At 73.3% G+C, this 21,131-nt stretch carries 19 protein-coding genes; 6 read left to right on the forward strand and 13 right to left on the reverse strand.

Translation table 11 applies throughout. From position 1 onward, the window contains the following. Positions 1–65 precede the first annotated feature (65 nt). Together NLX85_RS09560 and tmk are read right to left on the reverse strand one after the other, a co-directional pair. The gene (locus NLX85_RS09560; protein WP_254333476.1) at positions 66–1,382 is read right to left on the reverse strand and encodes a DNA polymerase III subunit delta'; all 1,317 of its coding nucleotides are present in this window, start codon (positions 1,380–1,382) and stop codon (positions 66–68) included. Continuing rightward, a complete protein-coding gene (gene tmk / locus NLX85_RS09565) occupies positions 1,379–3,604 on the reverse strand; it encodes a dTMP kinase (protein ID WP_256566159.1) in 2,226 nt (741 codons plus the stop codon). The genes NLX85_RS09560 and tmk overlap by 4 nt, the downstream gene beginning before the upstream one ends. Positions 3,605–3,753: 149 nt before the next feature. On the opposite strand from tmk, the gene NLX85_RS09570 reads away from it, so the two are divergent. Next, positions 3,754–4,962 (forward strand): amino acid deaminase/aldolase, encoded by a 1,209-nt coding sequence (locus NLX85_RS09570; RefSeq protein ID WP_254333478.1) that lies wholly within the window; start codon positions 3,754–3,756, stop codon positions 4,960–4,962. A 117-nt stretch (positions 4,963–5,079) separates the two neighbouring features. On the opposite strand, the gene NLX85_RS09575 is transcribed toward NLX85_RS09570, so the two are convergent. Beyond that, positions 5,080–5,655, reverse strand: a complete 576-nt coding sequence (locus NLX85_RS09575; RefSeq protein WP_254333737.1) for a TetR family transcriptional regulator — start codon at positions 5,653–5,655, stop codon at positions 5,080–5,082. 226 nt (positions 5,656–5,881) lie between these two features. Between NLX85_RS09575 and NLX85_RS09580 the strand changes: the two genes are divergently transcribed. Then, positions 5,882–7,189: a D-arabinono-1,4-lactone oxidase gene (locus NLX85_RS09580; RefSeq protein WP_254333480.1), complete on the forward strand. Its 1,308-nt coding sequence runs from the start codon at positions 5,882–5,884 to the stop codon at positions 7,187–7,189. Between the two features lie 66 nt (positions 7,190–7,255). On the opposite strand, the gene NLX85_RS09585 is transcribed toward NLX85_RS09580, so the two are convergent. From NLX85_RS09585 to NLX85_RS09615, 7 genes are all read right to left on the reverse strand, one after another. Next, positions 7,256–8,209 carry an endonuclease domain-containing protein gene (locus tag NLX85_RS09585; protein WP_254333482.1) on the reverse strand — a complete coding sequence of 318 codons (954 nt, stop codon included), beginning with the start codon at positions 8,207–8,209 and terminating at the stop codon, positions 7,256–7,258. A 115-nt stretch (positions 8,210–8,324) separates the two neighbouring features. Continuing rightward, positions 8,325–11,153: a type I DNA topoisomerase gene (topA, locus tag NLX85_RS09590; RefSeq protein WP_254333483.1), complete on the reverse strand. Its 2,829-nt coding sequence runs from the start codon at positions 11,151–11,153 to the stop codon at positions 8,325–8,327. Between the two features lie 303 nt (positions 11,154–11,456). Next, positions 11,457–12,068 (reverse strand): hypothetical protein, encoded by a 612-nt coding sequence (locus NLX85_RS09595; protein WP_254333485.1) that lies wholly within the window; start codon positions 12,066–12,068, stop codon positions 11,457–11,459. Beyond that, positions 12,059–12,598: a hypothetical protein gene (locus NLX85_RS09600; RefSeq protein WP_254333487.1), complete on the reverse strand. Its 540-nt coding sequence runs from the start codon at positions 12,596–12,598 to the stop codon at positions 12,059–12,061. The genes NLX85_RS09595 and NLX85_RS09600 overlap by 10 nt, the downstream gene beginning before the upstream one ends. 119 nt (positions 12,599–12,717) lie before the next feature. Continuing rightward, positions 12,718–15,066 (reverse strand): sodium-translocating pyrophosphatase, encoded by a 2,349-nt coding sequence (locus tag NLX85_RS09605; protein ID WP_254333489.1) that lies wholly within the window; start codon positions 15,064–15,066, stop codon positions 12,718–12,720. 316 nt (positions 15,067–15,382) lie between these two features. Beyond that, on the reverse strand, positions 15,383–15,820 hold the full coding sequence (locus tag NLX85_RS09610; protein ID WP_091261158.1) for an ATP-binding protein: 438 nt from the start codon (positions 15,818–15,820) through the stop codon (positions 15,383–15,385). Beyond that, positions 15,820–16,176, reverse strand: coding sequence for an STAS domain-containing protein (locus NLX85_RS09615; protein WP_091261160.1), 357 nt, complete (start codon positions 16,174–16,176; stop codon positions 15,820–15,822). Before NLX85_RS09615 ends, NLX85_RS09610 begins: the two co-directional genes overlap by 1 nt. Before the next feature lie 47 nt (positions 16,177–16,223). On the opposite strand from NLX85_RS09615, the gene NLX85_RS09620 reads away from it, so the two are divergent. The 3 genes from NLX85_RS09620 to NLX85_RS09630 all read left to right on the forward strand — a co-directional run bounded on the left by NLX85_RS09620 (position 16,224) and on the right by NLX85_RS09630 (position 19,716). Next, positions 16,224–18,704: a DEAD/DEAH box helicase gene (locus NLX85_RS09620; protein ID WP_254333491.1), complete on the forward strand. Its 2,481-nt coding sequence runs from the start codon at positions 16,224–16,226 to the stop codon at positions 18,702–18,704. Between the two features lie 104 nt (positions 18,705–18,808). Beyond that, positions 18,809–19,015, forward strand: a complete 207-nt coding sequence (locus tag NLX85_RS09625) for a hypothetical protein (protein WP_091315198.1) — start codon at positions 18,809–18,811, stop codon at positions 19,013–19,015. Between the two features lie 122 nt (positions 19,016–19,137). Next, the gene (locus NLX85_RS09630; protein ID WP_254333493.1) at positions 19,138–19,716 is read left to right on the forward strand and encodes a hypothetical protein; all 579 of its coding nucleotides are present in this window, start codon (positions 19,138–19,140) and stop codon (positions 19,714–19,716) included. Positions 19,717–19,901: 185 nt separating this feature from the next. Here the strand turns inward: NLX85_RS09630 and NLX85_RS09635 are convergent, their stop codons facing one another. After that, a complete protein-coding gene (locus tag NLX85_RS09635) occupies positions 19,902–20,267 on the reverse strand; it encodes an Rv3654c family TadE-like protein (RefSeq protein WP_254333495.1) in 366 nt (121 codons plus the stop codon). A 32-nt stretch (positions 20,268–20,299) separates the two neighbouring features. Further along, complete coding sequence (locus tag NLX85_RS09640) at positions 20,300–20,692, reverse strand: TadE family type IV pilus minor pilin (RefSeq protein WP_254333738.1); 393 nt, start codon at positions 20,690–20,692, stop codon at positions 20,300–20,302. Positions 20,693–20,701: 9 nt separating this feature from the next. On the opposite strand from NLX85_RS09640, the gene NLX85_RS09645 reads away from it, so the two are divergent. Next, entirely contained in the window at positions 20,702–20,896 is a 195-nt protein-coding gene (locus NLX85_RS09645) for a hypothetical protein (RefSeq protein ID WP_254333739.1), read from the forward strand. A gap of 44 nt (positions 20,897–20,940) precedes the next feature. Here the strand turns inward: NLX85_RS09645 and NLX85_RS09650 are convergent, their stop codons facing one another. After that, the gene (locus NLX85_RS09650) at positions 20,941–21,108 is read right to left on the reverse strand and encodes a DUF4244 domain-containing protein (protein WP_013283643.1); all 168 of its coding nucleotides are present in this window, start codon (positions 21,106–21,108) and stop codon (positions 20,941–20,943) included. Positions 21,109–21,131: the final 23 nt, after the last annotated feature.

The raw sequence follows: 21,131 nt of genomic DNA on the forward strand, positions 1-21,131 counted from the left end.
ACCGGACCGTACCGCAGTCAACAAAGCCTGTCGATGCCCCTGTGGACAACGCTGCAGGGTGGCGGTCAGCCCTTCCACAGGGCGAGCATCATGGCCTCCACCGCGATCCGAGGCTTGACGTTCGCCTCGATCGCCGCCCGGCACTCCAGCACGGCCTCCAGCCGGCGCAGCGACCCCTCGGCGTCCCACTTCTGCGCGCCGGCCCCGGCCAGCGCCGCGGTGTCGGTGTGCACCGGCGCGACCGGCGCCCGCAGCGCCATGGTCAGCGCGTCCCGGTAGAAGCCGGCCAGGTCGACCAGAGCCCGGTCGAGGGCGTCCCGCTGGGCCCGGGTGGCCCGCGACTTCTGCCGCTTCTCCAGGTCCTTGAGCTGACCGGCGGCACCCCGCATGGCCCCGGCGGCGCCCCGGCCGGTGCCGCCCGCGCCGAGCGCGGTCTGCAGCGCGGCCCGCTCCGCCTCGTCGGCCTCGGCGACCGACGCGGCGGCCTCCGCCTCGGCCGCCTCGATGAGCGCGGAGGCGGCGTCGAACGCGGCCCCGACCCCGGTCAGCCGGCGCGGCACGGCGAGCACGGCGTCGCGGCGCTGCCGGGCCTCCGGGTCCCGGGCCAGCCGCCGGGCGCGGCCCACGTGTCCCTGCGCCGCCGCGGCGGCCCACCCGGCCACGTCGGGGGCGATGCCGTCCCGGCGTACGAGCACCTCGGCCACCGCGCCGGCCGGCGGCTGCCGCAGCGGCACGACCCGGCACCGCGACCGGATGGTCACCGAGATGTCGTCCGGGTGGGTGGAGGGGGCGCAGAGCAGGAAGACGGTACGCGGGGGCGGCTCCTCGATGGCCTTGAGCAGCGCGTTGCCGGCGGCCTCGGTGAGCCGGTCGGCGTCCTCGATGATGACGATCTGCCAGCGGCCGCCGGACGGGGTGCTGGCCGCCCGGAGCACCAGCGCGCGCATCTCGTTCACTCCGATGGAGAGCCCCTCGGGCACCACGAGCCGCACGTCGGCGTGGGTGCCGGCCAGCGTGGTGTGGCAGCCGGGGCAGTGGCCGCAGCCGGTGCCGTGCACGCACTGCAACGCGGCGGCGAAGGCGCGCGCGGCCACCGAGCGGCCGGAGCCGGGCGGCCCCGTGAAGATCCAGGCGTGGGTCATCCCGGCGCCGGGTTCGGCCCCGGCCCGGTGGTCCGCCGGGCCGGGCCCGTCGACCTGCTCGGCGAGCGCGTCGAGGTCGTCGTGTCCGCCGTCGGGGTCCGCTCCGCCGGCCGCCGGGGCGCCCGCCCGGGACACCGCGGGCGCGGCGGCGCGGAGCAGGGCGGCGGCCGAGGCGGCGGCCCGCCGCAGCGTGACCACCGCCTCGTCCTGCCCGACCAGGTCGGCGAAGACGTCCGTCATCGTTCGCGGCGCTCCATCGTCACCAGCTCCGCGTCGGATAACTCGGGCTGGACCGTGGTGTCGGGGCCCTGGGCCGGGCGCGGGTGCACGATGCCGGCCGGGTCGACGAGGAACTCGTCCACCCGCCGGGCGACCGCCGCGGCGATCTCCTCGACCGGGCGGGACGCGTCGAGCACGAGGTAGCGCTTCGGGTCGGCGGCGGCCAGGTCGAGGAAGGCGTAGCGGACCCGCTCGTGGAAGGCGAGCGACTCGGCCTCCAGCCGGTCGGCGCCCTGGTTGCGGGAGTCGACGCGGGACCGGCCGGTGTGCGGGTCGACGTCGAGGAGCACCACGAGGTCGGGCTTCAGCCCGCCGGTGGCCCACGAGGAGAGCCAGGAGACCTCCTGCACCGGCAGGGTCCGCCCGGCCCCCTGGTACGCCAGCGACGAGTCGACGTACCGGTCGCTGACCACCACCGCGCCGCGGATCAGCGCCGGCCGGACCACGGTGGCCACGTGGTGCGCCCGGTCGGCGGCGTAGAGCAGCGCCTCGGCGCGCGGCGACGGGGCGTCGTCGGCGGAGGTCTCCAGCACCAGCGAGCGGATCCGTTCGCCGATGCCGGTGGCGCCCGGCTCCCGGGTGACCACGACGTCCCGGCCCTGCTCACGGAGCCGGTCGGCGAGCGCGGCGAGCTGGGTGGACTTGCCGGCGCCCTCGCCACCCTCGAAGACCACGAAGAGGCCGGTGGAGACGAAGGGTTCGGCCGGCATCAGCGGGCGGCCCCGGATCGAGCCCCAGAGGTCGGCCAGGACCGGCACGCCCTTCTTGTCGTCCATCTGGCCGAAGGCGCTGATCCCGGCGAAGATGCCGGCGGCGCCCGCGGCGAGCAGCAGCAGGCGGGTCGAGGAGACCGAGATGCCCAGGTCGGCGATGGTCAGCTGGCGCGAGCCGCCGACGCCGACCAGGAGGCTGCTCAGCGCGATGGCCAGGATCAGCACCAGCCGGGTGCCGATCTGCACCACGGCGAAGACCCGGCCGCGCACCTCGTCGGCGACCTCGCCGCCGAGCAGCGTGGTGCCGGCCAGGAAGGCCATGCCGGCGCCCGCGCCGACCAGGATCGCGCCGAGCATCGCCATGGACAGGTGGATGGCGAAGGCGAGTACCAGCACCGAGGCGCTGGCCAGCACGATGCTCATGCCGAACCAGCGGCGCCGGGACATGTCCCGGACGATCATCGGCCCGAGCCCGATGCCGAGCGCCAGGCCGACGAAGATCGCACCGAACAGCAACGAGAAGGCGGCGTCACCGGCGCCGAGCGAGTTGGCGAAGAACTTGGCCGTGCCGACCACGATGCCGCCGCCCGCGAAGGCGCCGAAGATGCCCAGCACGAGGCCGCGTACCAGCGGGGTCTGGCCGATGTACTTCCAGCCGTCGGCGAACTGGCGGAACATGGTCTGCTCGACGCGCTCCGTCTCGCCGCGCTGGGCCTCGCTGATCTCCTTGATCCCGAAGGCCACCACCAGTGCGGTTGCCAGCCGGGAGAAGGCGTTGAACCAGAGGGCGAGCTGGGCCGGCTCGGCCCAGTCGGGCAGGTCGCCGCCGACCGCCCCGCGTACGCCGCGGTCGAGCACGGCCAGGGCGATGGCCGCGGCCACCGGGGTCAGGCCGTACGTGGTGATCAGCGTGAGCTGGTTGGCCGTCTCCAGCCGGGTGCGCGGGATCAGGTTGGGGACCGCGGCCTCCTTGGCCGGGATCCACAGCAGGGTGACCGACTCGATCAGGAACGTGGCGATCAACGCCCAGCCGACCACCAGGCCTCCGGCGGCGCCGGTGAGGGCGTAGAGCGGGATCGAGGCGAACAGCACGAAGCGCAGCAGGTCGCAGATGACCATCGTCCAGCGGCGGTCGAACCGGTCGGCGAAGACGCCGGCAACCGGACCGAGCACCAGCGCCGGGAGCAGCCGGATCGCGGTCACGCCACCGAAGGCGGCGCCCTGGGCGGTGCTGCCGGAGACCTGGGCTGCGGCGAAGAGGGCGGTGGCGAGCAGGCCGAGCCAGTCGCCGAAGGAGGCCACGCCGAGCACGATCCACAGCCGGCGGAACGGCCGGATGCGCAGCACCGACCGGATGGCGGCCGCTCCGGAGCGGTCGGCCTGCCCCGCGGGCGACGACACGCCGGGCGACTCGCCGTTGTTCTGGCTTTCGATGGCCGTACCTCCACGTGCCGGCCCAGAGCTGGGCATCCCCGGTGGAACACTCTAGTCGCGGCGAGATGCGTCCCCCTCCGCGACATTCGCCTGCTCGCCGAGCCTAGGCCGCGGGCACCACCGACCGCAGCCCGGACAGACACGAGGGTATTTCGCATTGGCGTCCAGACAGTTAGCGTGCAGACGTGGCCACCGACCGTGACAAACTTCGCGATCGCCTCGATCGGGCGACCGCCCACCTCGACCCGCCCTACGCCGTGGTCGATCTCTCCGCCTTCGATGCCAACGCCGCCGCCCTGGTCGACCGGGCCGCTGGCAAGCCGGTCCGGATCGCCAGCAAGTCGGTCCGGGTCCGCGAGCTGCTGACCCGGGCACTGGCCCGGCCCGGCTGGCGGGGCGTGATGGCGTTCACCCTCCCCGAGGCGCTCTGGCTCGCCCGCGGCGGCGTCAGCGACGACGTCCTGGTCGCCTACCCCACCGCCGACCGGAGGGCGCTCGCCGAGCTGGCCGCCGACGCGGCGCTCGCCGAGGCGGTGACCCTGATGGTCGACGACCCCGGGCAACTCGACCTGGTCGACCAGGTCTGCCCGCCCGGGCGCCGGCCGGCGCTGCGGGTGTGCCTCGAACTGGACGCCTCCTGGCGGCCGCTGGGCGGCCGGGTGCACGTGGGCGTGCGGCGCTCTCCCGTGCACAGCGCCGGAGCGGCCGGCACGCTCGCCGCCGCCGTCGCCGGCCGGCCGGGCTTCCGGCTCGTCGGCCTCATGTCGTACGAGGCGCAGATCGCCGGCCTCGGCGACGCCCCGCCCGGGCAGGCGGTGCTGGGCACGGCCATCCGGGTCACCCAGCGCGGGTCGTACCGGGAACTGCTGGCCCGCCGGGCGGCCGCGGTCGCCGCGGTACGCGAGCACGCCGACCTGGAGTTCGTCAACGGCGGCGGCACCGGCAGCGTGGCCGCCACCAGCGCCGACCCCGCGGTCACCGAGGTCACCGCGGGCTCCGGCCTGTACGGGCCGACGCTCTTCGACGCGTACCGTGCCTGGCGGCCGACCCCGGCGACGTTCTTCGCCTGCGCGGTGGTCCGGCGCCCGGGGCCCGGGCTGGCCACCGTGCTCGGCGGCGGCTGGATCGCCTCGGGCCCGGCCGCCGACAGCCGCCTCCCCCGGCCGTGGCTGCCGGCCGGGCTGAAGCTGCTGGGCGCGGAGGGCGCCGGCGAGGTGCAGACCCCGCTGGCCGGCGACGTGGCGACCGCCCTGCGGATCGGCGACCGGGTCTGGTTCCGCCACGCGAAGGCCGGCGAGCTGTGCGAGCACGTCAACGAGGTGCACCTGGTGGACGGCGACAGCGTGGTGGCCACCGTGCCGACCTACCGCGGCGAGGGCCACGCGTTCCTCTAGATGGTGACGGCGGGTCCCGGCGCACCTCGGGAACCCGCCGCTCGTCGTCCTGCCCCGGTCGCACCCCGGGCATCGCACCTTGTCGTCACCGCCGGCACCAGGGCGGTGACGCCCTGCTCAACCCTGCTGGACGGCCTCCGTCCGGGCGTCGACCTGCCGGTGCAGGTACTCCCGGATGAGCGCCTTCGCCTCGACCAGCACCCGCTCGTCGCCGTCGGTACGGCGGCGGAACGCCAGCTTGATCAGGGCGTCGGCCGCCTCCACCGCGACCTCCAGGTGGAACCGGAGGTCGGGCACGCCGGCCAGACCGAAACGCTCCGTGAGCACCCGGGCGAGCTGATCGGCGATCACCCCGTTGTTGTCCCGCTGCTCGTCGAGCAGGTGCAGGTCGACCACGTCGCCGAAGTGCAGGGTACGGAACCCGGGGACCGTGCGGTGCATCGAGATGTACTCGTCGATCGCCGCGTCGACCCCGTCCCACCAGTAGGTCAGGTCGGTGGAGGCGAATCGCTCGTCGAGCCGCTGGAGATAGGACTCCATCGTGCGCAGCGTGAGCGCCTGCACGATCGCCCGCTTGTCCGGAAAGAACTGGTAGACCGACCCGATCGCCACCTCGGCACGCTCGGCGAGCAGGGTCGTGGTCAAGCCCTCGTACCCCACTTCGTCGACGAGCTCGGCGCAGGCGTCCAGCATCCGCTGGACCCGCGCCACACTTCGACCCTGCACCGGTACCCGACGCAGCGGCCCGGTCGTGGCGGCTGGTGTGGACACTCGGCGCCACCCCCCTTCGACGGATGAACATATCTGCACGTCACGAGTCTGTGACTACCGGTACAACGAGCCGGGCTCGATTGCGGTATTTACCAGGTACAACGTTCCTGATATGAAGTCAGTTCATATTCACGTCGAGGAGCGTCCCATGGTCGGCACGCCAGCCGCCTGGTCCAACTGGGCCGGCAACCAGCGCAGCACCGCCGCCCTGACGGTGCGCCCCCGCACCGTCGAGGAGGTCGCCGAGGCGGTGCGCCACGCCGCCGACACCGGCCGGACGATCCGGGCGGTGGGCAGCGGACACTCCTTCACCGCGACCGCCGTCGCCGACGGGCACCGGCTCGACCTCGCCGACCTGGACACCGGGGTCACCGTCGACCCCGCTCGCCGCCTGGTCACCGTACCGGCCGGAATGCCCCTGCACACCCTCAACGACCTGCTCGCCCGCCATGGCCTGGCTCTGCCCAACCTCGGCGACATCGACGCGCAGACCATCGCCGGGGCGCTCTCCACCGGCACCCACGGCACCGGCGCGAAGCTCGGCTGCCTGTCCACCTTCGTCACCGCGCTGACCCTGGTCACCGGGACCGGCGAGGTGCTGCGCTGCTCCGCCGACGAACACCGCGACGTGTTCGCCGCCGCCCGGGTCGGGCTCGGCGCCGTCGGGGTGCTCGTCGAGGTCACGCTGCGTTGCGTCGACGCCTTCGTGCTCCGCGCGCACGAGCGGCCGGCCGCGCTCGCCGCGGTCCTCGACGACCTGCCCGGCCTGATCGAGCAGCACGACCACGCCGAGTTCTACTGGTTCCCTTACACCGACCGCGTGCAGGTCAAGACCAACGACCGGGTCCCCGCCGACGACCGGCCGCTGCCCCGCTGGCGCGGCTGGCTGGACGACGAGTTCCTCTCCAACACCGTCTTCGCCGGGGCCTGCCGGCTGGGCCGCGCCGTGCCGGCGCTCGCCCCCGGGATCAGCGCCATCTCCGCCCGGGCGCTCACCGAACGCACCTACACCGGCCGCTCCGACCAGGTCTTCTGCACCCCGCGCCGGGTCCGCTTCGTGGAGATGGAGTACGCGCTCCCGCGCACCGCCCTGCCCACCGCCCTGGCGGAACTGCGGGGGATCGTGGACCGGATGCCGTTCAAGGTGCTGTTCCCGGTCGAGGTGCGGTTCACCGCCGCCGACGACATCTGGCTCTCCCACGGATACGGGCGGGACTCCGCGTACATCGCCATCCACCAGTACGTCGGGATGCCGTACGAGCCGTACTTCCGGGCGTTCGAGGAGGTCGCCACCGGGCTGGACGGCCGCCCCCACTGGGGCAAGCTGCACTGGCGGACCGCCGACTCCCTGGCGACGGCATACCCGAAGTTCACCGACTTCCAAACGGTCCGCAAGCGCCTGGACCCCGAAAACCGCTTCACCAACCCATACCTCCAGCAGGTGCTGGACGCCTGACCCTGAAGATCTTGGAAGGAAAGGGCCCTCATGGGGGCCGGTTCCTTCCAAGATCTCGGGGAGGCGTCAGCCGCGCCAGCCGGCGGCGCGGAGGGCCGCGCGGAGTTGGGTTACGACCGTCTCGGGGTCTGTGCGCAGGGCCCACGAGGGGAACCGGAGGACGCGGTCGCCCTCCACCCACAGGTCGTTCTGTCGGCGCATGTCCGCCCCGGCGTGGGCGGGGTCGAGATGCTGGCCACCGTCGACCTCGACGTGCACCCGCCACTCCTCGAAGTACGCGTCCAGGTAACGGCGCCGGCCAGCCGCATCCCGCCGGACCACCTGACGCGTCGGCTCCGGCAGCCCGGCGCGACGGACCAGGCTCAGCAGGTCCAACTCGCCCAGCGAATGCGCGCCACCGGCGGCGTCCGTCGCGGTGGTCAGGATCAGCCGGCGCCGACGGAGGCGCGGCATCCGATCGACGACCTCGTGCAGGTCGTCACCGCCCACCAACCGCTGCTGGAACGCCGCCGCGACGACGGCCCGAGCCTGCCCGTCGTTGAGCGCCCACTGGGCCGCGTCGACGATCGACCGGGCGGCCGCCGTCCGAGGTGGCTGTCCCAGCGCGAGCACGTCCCGGTCGGGTAGGTGACTGGTGCGGTGCGCCCGGACGCCCGCTTGCAGCGGGGCACGACGAACGGCTGCCGGTAGCAGCAGGTGCACGACCCGGTCGGGGAACCCGCGCAGGCCGCCCGCCTGGGCGGCGCTGAGCCCGCCGAGCAGCGCGGCGGGGCCGGCGGCCAGCACGGCGATCCAGGGAAGCTGAGCCGGCGCGATCGGGCCGTTGTGTGCGACCAGGACCGCACGGTGCACCTGGCGCCAGCGACCCGTCGCCACCCGGTGGCGGATCGCCTTACGGGTCAGGTGCTCCCGCGCCTGCGCCAGGGAGATCACGTCCTCCTGCCGGAAGAGCAACCAGGTCAGCTCGTCCGCGTCATCGCCCGGCACCGCCCGCCGCAACGCCGCCCAGGAACTCCCCACCCACCAACCCTGCCCAGCACCCACCTCTCCTCGCCGCCCCTGTGGACAAAGAAAAGATCTTGGAAGGAAAAAGCCCTCATGAGGGCCGTTTCCTTCCAAGATCTCGAAGAGAGCGTTACTCCGGCGAGGTGGTGGTGGCCTTCTTTGGTGTTGCCTTTTTGGCTGCGGCCTTTTTCGCCGTCGTGGCCTTGGCGGTGGTGGTCTTCTTGGCGGTGGTGGACTTGGCCGCCGCCGTCTTCTTCGCTGCAGTCGTCTTCTTGGCGGGGGCGGCCTTCTTCGCCGCCTTCTTCTTCGGGGCCGGACCCTTCGCCCGCTTCTCGGCGAGCATCTCGGAGGCCTCCTCGAGGGTCAGCGCCTCCGGGGTCTGCCCGCGCCGCAGCGACGCGTTGGTCTCCCCGTCCGTGACGTACGGCCCGAACCGCCCGTCCTTGATGACCAGCGGCTTCTCGGTGGCCGGGTCGTTGCCCATCTCCCGCAGCGGCGGCGCGGCGGCCCGGCGCTGGCGCGTCTTCGGGGCGGCCAGCAGGGCGAGCGCCTCGTCCAGCGTGACGGTGAACATCTTGTCTTCCGAGTCCAGCGAGCGGAACTCGTCACCACGCTTGACGTACGGGCCGTAGCGGCCGTTGTTGGCGACGACCTCGTTGCCCTCGGGGTCGGCGCCGATCACCCGGGGCAGGCTGAGCAGCTGCAACGCCTGGTCGAAGGTGAGGCTGTCCGGCGACTGCGAGCGCAGCAGCGAGGACTTCCGCTCGCCGCTGGCCACGTACGGGCCGAAGCGGCCGGACTTGAGCAGGATCGGCTCGCCGGTGGCCGGGTCGTCGCCGAGCTTGCGCTCGCCCCCGCCACCGAGGAACAGCTCGTGCACCTTCTCCGGGGTCAGCTCGTCGGGGGCCAGCCCCTCGGGGATCGGCGCCCGGTCGCCCTGGCCGCCGCCCTCCTCGCCCTCCGCGGCGGGGGCAGGCTGCTCGCCGGGCAGCGCCCGCTGGAGGTACGGCCCGTAGCGGCCGACCCGGACGACGACCTCGCGCCCGTCCTCGTCGGTGAAGAGCGGGATCGAGTTGACGCTGCGCGCGTCGATGTCGCTGAGGTTCTCGGTGACCAGCTTCTTGAGCCCGCCCGCGTGGGCGATGGCCTGGTCGCCGGTGCCGTTGGCGCTGCCGAAGTAGAAGGAGGTGAGGAAGTCGACCGCCGCGTGGTCGCCGCCGGCGATCTCGTCCAGCTCGTTCTCCATGCTGGCCGTGAAGTCGTAGTCGATGAGGCGCGGGTAGTGCCGCTCCAGCAGCCCGATCACCGCGAACGCCAGGAACGACGGGATCATGGCCTGGCCGCGCTTGAAGACGTACCCGCGGTCCTGGATGGTCTGCATGATCGACGCGTACGTCGACGGGCGGCCGATGCCCAACTCCTCGAGGGCCTTGACCAGCGACGCCTCGGTGTAGCGGGCAGGCGGCTGGGTGTGGTGGCCCTGGGCGGCCAGCTCGTCGGCGGTGAGCGGCTGGTCCTTGGTGAGGGTGGGCAGCCGCCGCTCGGCGTCCTCGGCCTCGGCGTTCTCGTCGTCGCTCGACTCGACGTAGGCGCGCAGGAAGCCGGGGTCGGTGATGGTCTTGCCGGTGGCACCGAAGTCGGCCTCCTCACCGGCGGAGGTGAGCGCCCGGATGCGCACCGAGACGCTGGAGCCGACCGCGTCGGTCATCTGCGAGGCGATGGTGCGCCGCCAGATCAGCTCGTAGAGCTTGAACTCCTCGGCGGACAGCTCCTTGGCCACCTCGCCCGGGGTGCGGAAATTGTCCCCCGCCGGGCGGATCGCCTCGTGCGCCTCCTGCGCGTTCTTCACCTTGCCGGTGTAGCGGCGGGGCTCCGGCGGCACGCTGCGCTCGCCGTACAGCTCGACGATCTGCCGGCGGGCCGCCGCGATGGCGGTCTCCGACAGGTTCACCGAGTCGGTACGCATGTAGGTGATGTAGCCGTTCTCGTAGAGCCGCTGCGCGGTACGCATCGTCTGCTGCGACGAGAGCCGGAGCTTGCGGGCCGCCTCCTGCTGGAGGGTGGAGGTGATGAACGGCGCGTACGGGCGGCGGCGGTAGGGCTTCTCCTCGACCCGGGTGACCGTGAACGGCCGCCCTTCGAGGCGCGCGGCCAGACCCCGGGCGCCGCTCTCGTCGAGGTGCACCACCCCGGCTCCGGGCTTGACCCGGCCGGTGGTCGGCTCGAAGTCCTTACCGGTGGCGATCCGGTCGCCGCCCAGCGCGATGAGGGTGGCGTTGAAGGTGCGCGGGCCCTCGCCGGGGTTGGCCACGGCGAGGGTGGCCAGGATGTCCCAGTACTCGGCGGTGCGGAAGGCCATCCGCTGCCGCTCCCGCTCGACCACGATCCGGGTCGCCACGGACTGCACCCGGCCGGCGGAGAGGCCGCTGCGGACCTTGCGCCAGAGCACCGGGGAGACCTCGTAGCCGTAGAGGCGGTCGAGGATGCGCCGGGCCTCCTGGGCGTCGACCAGGTCCCGGTCGATCTCCCGCGGGTTGGCCACCGCGGCCTGGATGGCCGGCTTGGTGATCTCGTGGAAGACCATCCGCTTGACCGGCACCTTGGGCTTGAGCGTCTCCACCAGGTGCCAGGCGATCGCCTCGCCCTCGCGGTCCTCGTCGGTGGCGAGGAAGATCTCGTCCACCTCCTTGGCCAGCGACTTCAGCTTGGTGATCTGCTTCTTGCGGTCCGCGGAGACCACGTAGAGCGCGGCGAAGCCGTTGTCCACGTCCACGCCGAGCCGGGCCCAGGGCTTGTCCTCGTAGGCGGCCGGGATCTCGGCGGCGTTGCGGGGCAGGTCCCGGACGTGGCCGAAGCTGGCCTCCACGACGTACCCCGGGCCGAGATAGCCCGAGATCGTCTTGGCCTTCGCCGGTGACTCGACGATGACCAGACGGGTGGTTCCAGCGTTGCTCGGCACGTCTCTCCCCGACCTCACTCCTACGCAATGCCCGCTTCGGGCCGTGTCGCACCACCGGCGGTCCGGATGTCCAACGTAACGCGCCGTCCGCGTTCCGGGTTTCGTGGGCGGCAAATGATCAGGTTCCGTCGACCATCGGCCGGCACCCCGCCGGACGGCGCCACCGTACACCGTGGGTAGGGCGCCGAGCGGGTCACTGTGACGATCACGCACCCATGGCGGAGGGGACACCAGTCGTTTTCCTGGGCAAACCGCCGCACGGTGTGTCCGGGATCGGACAGCCGGTGGGGTTGCGCCGGAGGGTCAGCCGTGCGTCCCCGGCCACTCGGCCGCCGGCACGGCCCGCGGCCGGTCCCCGACCAGCTCCGCGAGCCGGGCCACCCGGCGCCGGCCGGTGATCCGGTACGCCGGCCCGCCCTCCTCCGCCTCCACGAACGCGGCCGGAAGCCCCACCGCGGCGAGCGCGGCGCGCACCGGCGGCCAGCACTCCTCGTCGGCCGGGCCGAGCCGCAGCCGGAACCCGGCCGGGTCGGCCGCCCCGGCGGCGGCGAGCCAGAGCCGCAGCCGCCGCCCGTTGAGGTGGAACCGCGCCGGGGGCCGCTTCACCGCCCCCCGCAGCCAGGCCAGGGCGAGCGGGGCCAGCGTGGTGGCGTACGCGGTGCGCACCAGGTGCCGGCCGTCCTCCGTCGGCTCCCAGCTCGCCGGGATCCCCCGGGCGCCCAGCTCGGCCACCAGCACGTGCACCCGCCAGGCGGCGTCCACGACCACGGCGACCCGGGCCGTCCCGCCCATCCGCACCACCTCCCCGGGCCCGGCGAGCAGGCCGGCGAGGTCGGACAGCGACGGGTCGGCCGCCTCGGTGGAGAACAGCGAGGGCTGGCGGGCCGGGTTCTGGGAGGGAGGGGTCAGCGACACTCCGGGACCTCGTCGAAGGCCTCTTTGAGTTCGGTCGAGTTGAGTTTGCTGGTGTCCAGCGCGCTCGCGTCGTACTCCTTGTTGAGCGTGTCCACGGCGGCCCGCACCCCGTCGTAGAAGGGACCGGCCTGGGCGGTGTCCAGGCGGTCGATGGTGTCCCGGGCCCGCCCGTACGCGTCCCGCACCTTGCTGAGCGAGGCGCGGAACCCGGCGGAGATCTCGTCGCCGTGGTCCGTCTCCGGCACGCCCGCCTCCTCGACCTTGCGCCGGGCGGTCTCGCTGGCCTGCTCGGCCCCGGCGAACAGCCGGACCAGGTTCTCCTTGGCCTGCGCAGGGGTGGTCTGCGCGGTCATCTGCTGCTGGGTGCTGCTGGTCAGCTTGTTGATCTCGGCGCGCCACGGGCTGAGTGCCTGGCAGACCGAGGCGGCCCAGGCCTGCGGGCTGGGACCGCCGCAGCCGGCGACGACGAGGACCAGCGTGGCCAGGACCACCGTGAGCTTTCCGGCGGTTGCCGCCCGGCGCGTACGCATGCGTTGCAGCGTACGACCTCCCGGTGGAAGTGCCACCGGTCAGGTTTCGTGCACGGGACCGCCGGACGGCACGGTTCCCGGCCGGCCTGGGCCGACCGGGAACCGTCGCGTCGTCCGGGTCAGGCGTTGACCGTCTCCACGCGCTCGTCCGGGGTGCCGGCGCCGCTGTCGGAGTCGTCCATCGCGATGCCCTTGCGCTTGCTGAACACCACGGCCGCCACGATGATCAGCGCGGCCACCACGGCGATCGCGATGCGCAGCGCGGTGTTCTTGTCGTCGCCCACGCTCCAGGCCACCACGGCCGGGGCGATCAGCAGCGAGACCAGGTTCATCACCTTGATCAGCGGGTTGATCGCCGGGCCGGCGGTGTCCTTGAACGGGTCGCCGACGGTGTCGCCGATGACGGTCGCGGCGTGCGCCTCGGAGCCCTTGCCGCCGTACGCGCCGTCCTCCACGAGCTTCTTGGCGTTGTCCCAGGCGCCACCGGAGTTGGCCAGGAAGACCGCCATCAGGGTGCCCGCGCCGATCGCACCGGCCAGGTACGAGGCCAGGGCGCCCGGGCCGAGGCCGAAGCCGACCGCGATCGGGGCCAGGATGGCCAGCAGGCCGGGGGTCATCAGCTCGCGCTGCGCGTCCCGGGTGCAGATGTCGACGACCTTGCCGTACTCGGGGCGCTGGGTGCGGTCCATGATGCCGGGCAGCTCGCGGAACTGCCGGCGGACCTCCATCACCACGGCGCCGGCCGAGCGGGACACCGCGTTGATGGCCAGGCCGGAGAAGAGGAAGACCACCGCCGCGCCGATGATGAGGCCGACCAGGTTGCGCGGGTTGGCCACGTTCAGCGAGTTGAGGATCTCGGTGCCGACGTCGCCCACGCCCGCGTCCTCGTACGAGGAGCGCAGCGTGTCGGTGTACGAGCCGAACAGCGCGGTCGCGGCCAGCACCGCGGTGGCGATCGCGATGCCCTTGGTGATCGCCTTGGTGGTGTTGCCGACGGCGTCGAGCTCGGTCAGCGTCCGCGCGCCGTGCTCGTCGATGTCACCGGACATCTCGGCCACGCCCTGGGCGTTGTCGGAGATCGGGCCGAAGGTGTCCATGGCGACGATGACGCCGACGGTGGTGAGCAGGCCGGTGCCGGCCAGCGCCACCGCGAACAGCGACAGCGTGATGGAGCTGCCGCCGAGCAGGAAGGCGCCGAAGACGCCCGCGCCGATCAGCAGCGCCGAGTAGACCGCCGACTCCAGGCCGACGCTGATGCCGGCGAGGATGACGGTGGCCGCGCCGGTCTGCGAGCTCTTGCCGATGTCCTGCACCGGGCGCCGGTTGGTCTCGGTGAAGTAGCCGGTGAGCGCCTGGATCGCGGCGGCCAGCACGATGCCGATGACCACCGCGCCGATGGCCACGAGCCGCGGGTTGCGGTCGACGTCGGTCAGCCCGCCCTCCAGCTCGCCGAAGGTCGCCGGCAGGTAGGCGAACGCCGCGATCGCCACCAGCACCGCGGAGATCACCGCGGAGAGGTAGAAGGCCCGGTTGATGGCGGTCAGGCCGTTGCGGTCGCTGGTGCGCAGCCGGGTGATGAAAACGCCGACGATCGCGACGAGCACGCCGATGGTGGAGATGATCAGCGGGAAGACCAGGCCGTCCTCGCCGAACGCGGCGCGGCCCAGGATCAGCGCGGCGACCAGGGTGACCGCGTACGACTCGAAGAGGTCCGCGGCCATGCCGGCGCAGTCACCGACGTTGTCGCCCACGTTGTCGGCGATGGTGGCGGCGTTGCGCGGGTCGTCCTCCGGGATGCCCTGCTCGACCTTGCCGACCAGATCGGCGCCCACGTCGGCGGCCTTCGTGAAGATGCCGCCGCCGACCCGCATGAACATGGCGAGCAGCGCGGCGCCGAAGCCGAAGCCCTCCAGCACGGTCGGAGCGTCACCTCTGAACAGGATGACGACCAGCGCCGCGCCGAAGAGGCCGAGACCGACGGTGAGGAAGCCGACCACGCCACCGGTCCGGAAGGCGATCTTCATGGCGCCCTCGCGCCCGCCTTCCCTCTCCCGGGCGGCCGCGGCGACCCGCAGGTTGGCGCGGGTGGCCAGCCACATGCCGGCGCCCCCGATGAACGCGCTGAACAGCGCGCCCACCACGAAGAAGGCCGACCGGCCGATCTTCACGAGGGTCTCGTTGCCGTCGGTGTCGTGCACCGGCAGCAGGAAGAGCAGCACGACGGCGATCACGACGAAGATCGCCAGGGTGCGGAACTGCCGCAGCAGGTACGCGGACGCGCCCTCCTGCACCGCCCCGGAGATCTCCTGCATGTTCGTGGTTCCCGTACCGGCCGCCAGGACCGCCCTGGTGAGGGCGGCCGCGAAGACGAGCGCCACCAGCGCGATGACCGCGGCGATGACGACGTACGTCACGTTGGCTCCGGTAAGGGACAGTGCGCCGCCGTCGGCGGCCAAGGTCCCGGACATCTATGTCCTCCTGTACCGAACAACTCGCGCCGGCCAGTGGAGACGCACGGACCGACGCCTGGATGCGGACTCGCAAGCGCGCGCCAACCCACCCCGGCGGACCAGCGATGAACACCCATTCCCGCTGGCTGCGGGATGGATCACTTGCTGACAACCCGCGTACTGTAGCCCTCCGACGTGTTGAGGGTCACAGGGAGGGGGCACCGTGTCCTGATGATCTTCGTAACTGTGCTATGCGAAAAAATCTGATATAAGGCCCAGGCAGCACGACGAGGCCGCGCTCCCCGAGGGGAACGCGGCCTGCGGCAGGACAGGGTCAGGCGCGGCCGACCGGCCACACCATCCGGACCTCGGTGCCGACGCCCTCGTCGACCGGGCGGACCTGGAGGTCCTCGACGAAACCGGCGAGCAGGGCGAAGCCCACCCCGGTGGTCAGCGCGTCCTCGCTGAGCGACTCCTTGGCCAGCTCGTCCGGGGGCAGCGCGGCGAGACCGATGCTCGCCTCGATCGGGGCGCGGTCCACCACCCGCACCGTGTACGCGCCACTGTCGGACATCTCCACGTACACCGGGTCGGGCAGCCCGTACTGCCGGTGCAGCGCGACCGCCCGGGTGCACGCCTCACCGATGGCCAGGCGCACCTCGTCGAGCAGGTCCTCGCGTACCCCGGCCCGGCGGGCCACCGCGACGCCCACCAGGCGTGCGGTGCGGACGTGCACCGGCGCCGGGGAGAAGGAAAGCTTGACGGTCGCCATCACGCGCCGGCGCCGGTCGCGTCGGCGTCGATCGCCGCGTCGACCGTGGGATGCAACGGGAAGACCTGGTCCAGGGCGGTGATCCGGAAGATCTTGAGCAGCGGCTCCTTGTCGCAGACCAGCGCGAACGAACCGCCGGCCGAGCGGAGCCGCTTGAGCGCGCCGACCAGCACGCCCAGGCCGGTCGAGTCCAGGAAGTCGACCCGGCCCAGGTCCACCACCACCCGGCGGGCACCACCGTCGATCAGCTCCAGGAGCCGTTCCCGCAGGCGCGGCGCGGTGTAGACGTCCACCTCACCGCCGACCTCGAGCACCGTGTGCTCCCCCACGGTGCGGGTCGCCAGCGACAGCTCCATCGGTCCCTCCTCGGTAAGCTCTCCTGGGCATCTAACCATCCCGCCGAATGAGCCCTTCCAGGTCACCGGCGAAGGCTTCCCCATACCCCCACCCCCGGTTTCCAATTCCGAACACCAGTGCGAGAGTGCAGGACGTGAGTTCACCGGCCACCGTATCGGCGGGGAGTGGTCCCGGCCGGCCGCCGGGCGAGCTGCTCCGGCGGCTGCGCCTGCGGCACGCCGCCGACCCGGTCACCCACGTCGAGCGGGTGCCGGCCCGGGCCGGCGAGCCGGCGCCCTGGCCGCGCTGGGCCCCCGACGAGCTGCGGGCGGCGTTCGCCCGGCGCGGCGTGGTCGCCCCGTGGCGGCACCAGGCCGAGGCCGCCGAGCTGGCGTACGCGGGGAAGCACGTGGTGGTGGCCACCGGGACGGCGTCCGGCAAGTCGCTGGCGTACCAGCTCCCGGCGCTGGGCACCCTGCTCGCCGACCCGCGCGCCACGGTGCTCTACCTGGCCCCGACCAAGGCGCTCGCCGCCGACCAGCTCCGCGCCGTCGCCGGCCTGGAACTGGAGGGGGTACGCCCCGCCACCTACGACGGGGACACCCCGCGCACCGAGCGGGAGTGGATCCGGCGGCACTCCCGGTTCGTGCTGACCAACCCCGATATGCTGCACCACGGCATCCTGCCCGGGCACGCGCACTGGTCCGGCTTCCTGCGCCGGCTCGCGTACGTGGTGGTCGACGAGTGCCACACCTACCGGGGCGTGTTCGGCTCGCACGTGGCGCACGTGCTGCGGCGGCTGCGCCGGCAGTGCGCGCGTTACGGGCGTACCCCCGTGTTCGTGCTGGCCTCGGCCACGTCGGGCGACCCGGCGACGGCGGCCGGGCGGCTCACCGGCCTGCCCGTCGCGGCCGTCACCGAGGACGCCTCGCCGCGCGGCGGGGTGACCTTCGCGCTCTGGGAGCCGCCGCTCCTGCCCCCTCCTTCCGGTGCCGAGGAGGTCGCCGACCTGGTGTCCGTCCGCCGCTCGGCGCTGCGGGAGACCGCCGACCTGCTCGCCGACAGCGTGATCGAGGGCGTGCGCACGCTCGCCTTCGTCCGGTCCCGGCGCGGCGCCGAGGTGGTCGCCGCGAACGCCCGGCGGGCCCTCGACGAGGCGGTGCCCGGCCTCGGTGACCGGGTGGCCGCCTACCGGGCCGGCTACCTGCGCGAGGAGCGCCGCGAGCTGGAACGCGCGCTGCTGCACGGCGACCTGCTGGGGCTCGCCTCCACCAACGCGCTGGAACTCGGCGTCGACCTGGTCGGGCTGGACGCCGTGCTGATCTGCGGCTGGCCGGGGACCCGGGCCTCGCTGTGGCAGCAGGCCGGCCGGGCCGGCCGCTCCGGCGACGAGGCCCTCGCGGTGCTGGTGGCCCGCGACGACCCGCTCGACACCTACCTGGTGCACCACCCCGAGGCTCTGTTCGGGCGACCCGTCGAGGCGACCGTGCTCGACCCGGCCAACCCGTACGTGCTCGCGCCGCAGCTCGCCTGCGCCGCCCACGAGGCCCCACTCACCCCGGCCGACCTGGAACTCTTCGGCGAGGGCGCCAAGGAGGCGGTCGACTCACTGGTCGAGGCCGGTGCGCTGCGGCAGCGCCCCACCGGCTGGTACTGGCGGCACCGGGAACGCCCCGAGGTCGACCTGCGCGGCGAGGGCGGGGCCCCGGTCTGCGTGGTGGAGGAGTCCACCGGGCGGCTGCTCGGCACCGTCGACGGCGGCTCCTCGCACTTCCTGCTCCACACCGGCGCCGTCTACCTGCACCAGGGCGTCTCGTACGTGGTCGACTCGCTCGACCTGGCCGACGGGTGCGCGCTGGTGCACGCCGAGGAGCCGGACTGGTCCACCCACGCCCGGGACGTCACCTCGCTGTCCGTGGTGTCCGTCCGGTCGTACGTGGACGCCGGGCCGGTCGGGCTCTTCCTCGGCGAGGTGGACGTGACCAGCCAGGTGGTGTCGTACCAGCGGCGGCGGATCGCCACCGGCGAGGTGATCGACACCCGGCCGCTGGACCTGCCGGCCCGGGAACTGCGCACCGTCGCGGTCTGGTTCACCCTCTCCCCGGAGTCGCTGGCCGCCGCCGGAGTGGAGGCCGCCGACATTCCGGGGGCGCTGCACGCCGCCGAGCACGCCGGGATCGGCCTGCTGCCGCTCATGGCGACCTGCGACCGGTGGGACATCGGCGGGCTCTCCACCGCCCTGCACCCGGACACCGAGGCGCCCACCGTCTTCGTCTACGACGGCCACCCGGGCGGGGCGGGTTTCGCCGAGCGGGCGTACGGGACGGCCGCCGCCTGGCTGCGCGCCACCCGGGACGCGATCGCCGAGTGCGGGTGCGAGTCGGGGTGCCCGTCCTGCGTCCAGTCCCCGAAGTGCGGCAACGGCAACAACCCGCTCTCCAAGCCCGACGCCGTCAAGGTCCTGGACGTGGTCCTCGCCAACCTCGCGGCGGCCGAGGCCGACCGAGGGGCGGTGCTGCCCCGGCAGGAGGGCCGCGCCGCGGACTGACCTCCTGGTTGGTGGGATGGGCGCATGAGCGGGGCGACATCGGGGCATTGATGCATGGGAGCGCTTCCATGTCCCTGAGATTCTTCGCGCCGGGAGGTACAGCCGTGGCCGACACGATCGCCGAGACCGTCGACCTGCTCTACACGATCGACCAGGAGAACCTCACCCCCGACCAGCAGATCGCGCTGGGCGCCGCGCTCGCCGGCCTGGCGCAGGCGGAGCGCCTGGAGCAGATCAACGAACGCCTGCGCGGCATCCACCAGGTGCTCAACGCCTGGGCCATGAAGGCGACCGTCGACGGCGGCCGCTGACCGCCGGCCCGCGGAGGTGGACGGCGGTCGATCGGATCACCGGCCGGAACGCGCTGGCCGCGGGCGGGCGGTGACGGCCGAGCTGTGCGAGACTCCGGCGTTCGCCTCTTCAAGGAGATCAGATGCAGCTCGACAGCTTGCAGGCCCAGCAGCGGTTCATCGTCCGCCAGCGGATCCGGATGATGGTCAACCAGTACGAGGTCCACTCCGCGGCGCCGGACGGCTCCGAGGGTGGGCTGCTCGCGTTCGCGCAGCAGAAGCGGCTCGCGTTCAAGGAGCAGGTGACCATCTACACCGACGACTCCAAGCAGTACCCCCTGCTCGGCTTCAAGGCCCGGCAGCGCCTCGACCTCGGCGCCACGTACGACGTGACCGACCACGCCGGCACCCCCATCGGCCTGTTCCGCAAGGACTTCGCCCAGTCGCTGCTCCGCTCCACCTGGCACGTCGAGCAGGCCGGCCTGCCGCAGATCACCGGGCAGGAGCGCAGCCTGCCGGTGGCCCTGCTGCGCCGCTTCGTCGACTCGCTCTCCTGGCTGCCCTACCACTTCGACTTCGTGGCGAACGGCCAGCCGGTGTTCTCGGTCGACAAGAAGTGGGGCCTGCGCGACCGGTACGTCGTCGACATCCACCACCCGCAGATCGACCGGCGACTGGTGATCGCCATGGCGGTCGGCCTGGACGCCCTCCAGTCCCGCTGACGCCCGCAGCTCACCCGACCGGGCCGCGAGGGATCGAGCATCCGGTGGTGTCGGGGCGACAGGACTCCCGCCCCGACACCACGCCCGCCGTCAGCCCTGAGCGGGGCCGGCCGGTCCGCCCCGACACCACCCCGCCGTCCGCCCCGAGCGGGGCCGGCCGGTCCGCCCCGACACCACCCCCGCCGTCAGCCTCGGGCGGGACCGGCCCGGGAGGTCGCGCTCGCCGCGCGGGCGAGCCAGGGCAGCGGAGCGACCCTCACCTCCGCCGTCGCGACCACGTCAAGACCGTCGAGCCGGCAGGCCGTGAGCCGAGCGCCGTTCGCCGCGGCCAGGTCGGCGGCCCGTGCACACGCCTCACCGGCGCCCTCGATCGCCCGGCCGGCGCCACCGAGAGCCGCGAAGTCGGCGGCGTTCCGGGCCTGGTGGCGTGCGCACCGGGCCGCGCCGAGCCCGGCGCCGAAGAGCCCGACCAGCACGAGCACCAGTCCGACCGCGAGCAGGCAGACGGTCGCGCCACCGCGGTCGACCTGGTGTCTCCATCCGCTGATCACCCGACGCACCGGTGGGAACCGCTCGCGCCGGGTCACGGCAGCGGCCCCGGGGAGCCGGGTTCGACCGCCGCCACCGCGGTGCCCGACACGCTGAGCCGGGGCAGCCGGGCACCGAAGCTCCGGACCGGCGCCCGCACCGTCACGGTGACCCGGTCGCCGGCCACCGTCACCGAGACGTCGGCGCCGGCCGGGGCGTACCGGGCGCCGGCAGTCGACCCGGGTTCGCCCCGGGCGGCGGCGAGCGCCGCTTCCCGGGCGGCGTCCAGGCAGCCGGCCCGCGTGGTCACGGCGTCGACCGCGGTGAGACCGGCGAAGAGGAGAAGCATCAGCGCCGGCAGGCCGGCCGCCAACTCGGCCGTGAACGAGCCCCGCTCCCGCGCACCCCACGACCGCCGCCCGACGACCCGTCCCCGCCGCCGGCTCAGGGTCCCGCCTTGAAGGTCGGTGCCAGAGCCGAGGCCAGAGTCACGGCCAAGGCCAGAGCCACGGCCAGGGGCAAGGTCGGGGGCAAGGCCACGGCCAGGGGCACGGTCCGGGGCAAGGCCACGGTCCGGGGCAAGGCCACGGTCCGGGGCAAGGCCACGGTCCGGGGCAAGGCCACGGTCCGGGGCAAGGCCGCTGGACGTTGAGCCCGGGTCGGGGCCGGGTTGGCAGCCGGCCCACCGGCGACCGGTCACTTCAAGGCCCGGTCGATGACGGCGGTGAGCGCGGACTGCACGTTGCCGGAGGTGAGCACCTTCAGCAGGATCCCCGCGAAGGCGACCGCCGCGAGGGTGCCCACGGCGTACTCGGCCGTGTTCATCCCGGCGTCGCCGCGCAGGCGGGTGAGGAGTTTGCGCATGTCGTACTCCCTTTCTGGAGAGT

This window comes from Micromonospora sp. A3M-1-15, from assembly GCF_024213425.1.
GTDB lineage: Bacteria > Actinomycetota > Actinomycetes > Mycobacteriales > Micromonosporaceae > Micromonospora > Micromonospora chersina.

Excerpts from the sequence above, each read along its gene's own strand:
- NLX85_RS09560 (WP_254333476.1), bottom strand. The coding sequence starts at position 1,382 with ATGACGGACGTCTTCGCCGACCTGGTCGGGCAGGACGAGGCGGTGGTC.
- tmk (WP_256566159.1), bottom strand. The coding sequence starts at position 3,604 with ATGCCCAGCTCTGGGCCGGCACGTGGAGGTACGGCCATCGAAAGCCAG.
- NLX85_RS09575 (WP_254333737.1), bottom strand. The coding sequence starts at position 5,655 with ATGCTGGACGCCTGCGCCGAGCTCGTCGACGAAGTGGGGTACGAGGGC.
- NLX85_RS09580 (WP_254333480.1), top strand. The coding sequence starts at position 5,882 with ATGGTCGGCACGCCAGCCGCCTGGTCCAACTGGGCCGGCAACCAGCGC.
- NLX85_RS09600 (WP_254333487.1), bottom strand. The coding sequence starts at position 12,598 with ATGCGTACGCGCCGGGCGGCAACCGCCGGAAAGCTCACGGTGGTCCTG.
- NLX85_RS09605 (WP_254333489.1), bottom strand. The coding sequence starts at position 15,066 with ATGTCCGGGACCTTGGCCGCCGACGGCGGCGCACTGTCCCTTACCGGA.
- NLX85_RS09610 (WP_091261158.1), bottom strand. The coding sequence starts at position 15,820 with ATGGCGACCGTCAAGCTTTCCTTCTCCCCGGCGCCGGTGCACGTCCGC.
- NLX85_RS09615 (WP_091261160.1), bottom strand. The coding sequence starts at position 16,176 with ATGGAGCTGTCGCTGGCGACCCGCACCGTGGGGGAGCACACGGTGCTC.
- NLX85_RS09620 (WP_254333491.1), top strand. The coding sequence starts at position 16,224 with ATGAGCCCTTCCAGGTCACCGGCGAAGGCTTCCCCATACCCCCACCCC.
- NLX85_RS09630 (WP_254333493.1), top strand. The coding sequence starts at position 19,138 with ATGCAGCTCGACAGCTTGCAGGCCCAGCAGCGGTTCATCGTCCGCCAG.
- NLX85_RS09650 (WP_013283643.1), bottom strand. The coding sequence starts at position 21,108 with ATGCGCAAACTCCTCACCCGCCTGCGCGGCGACGCCGGGATGAACACG.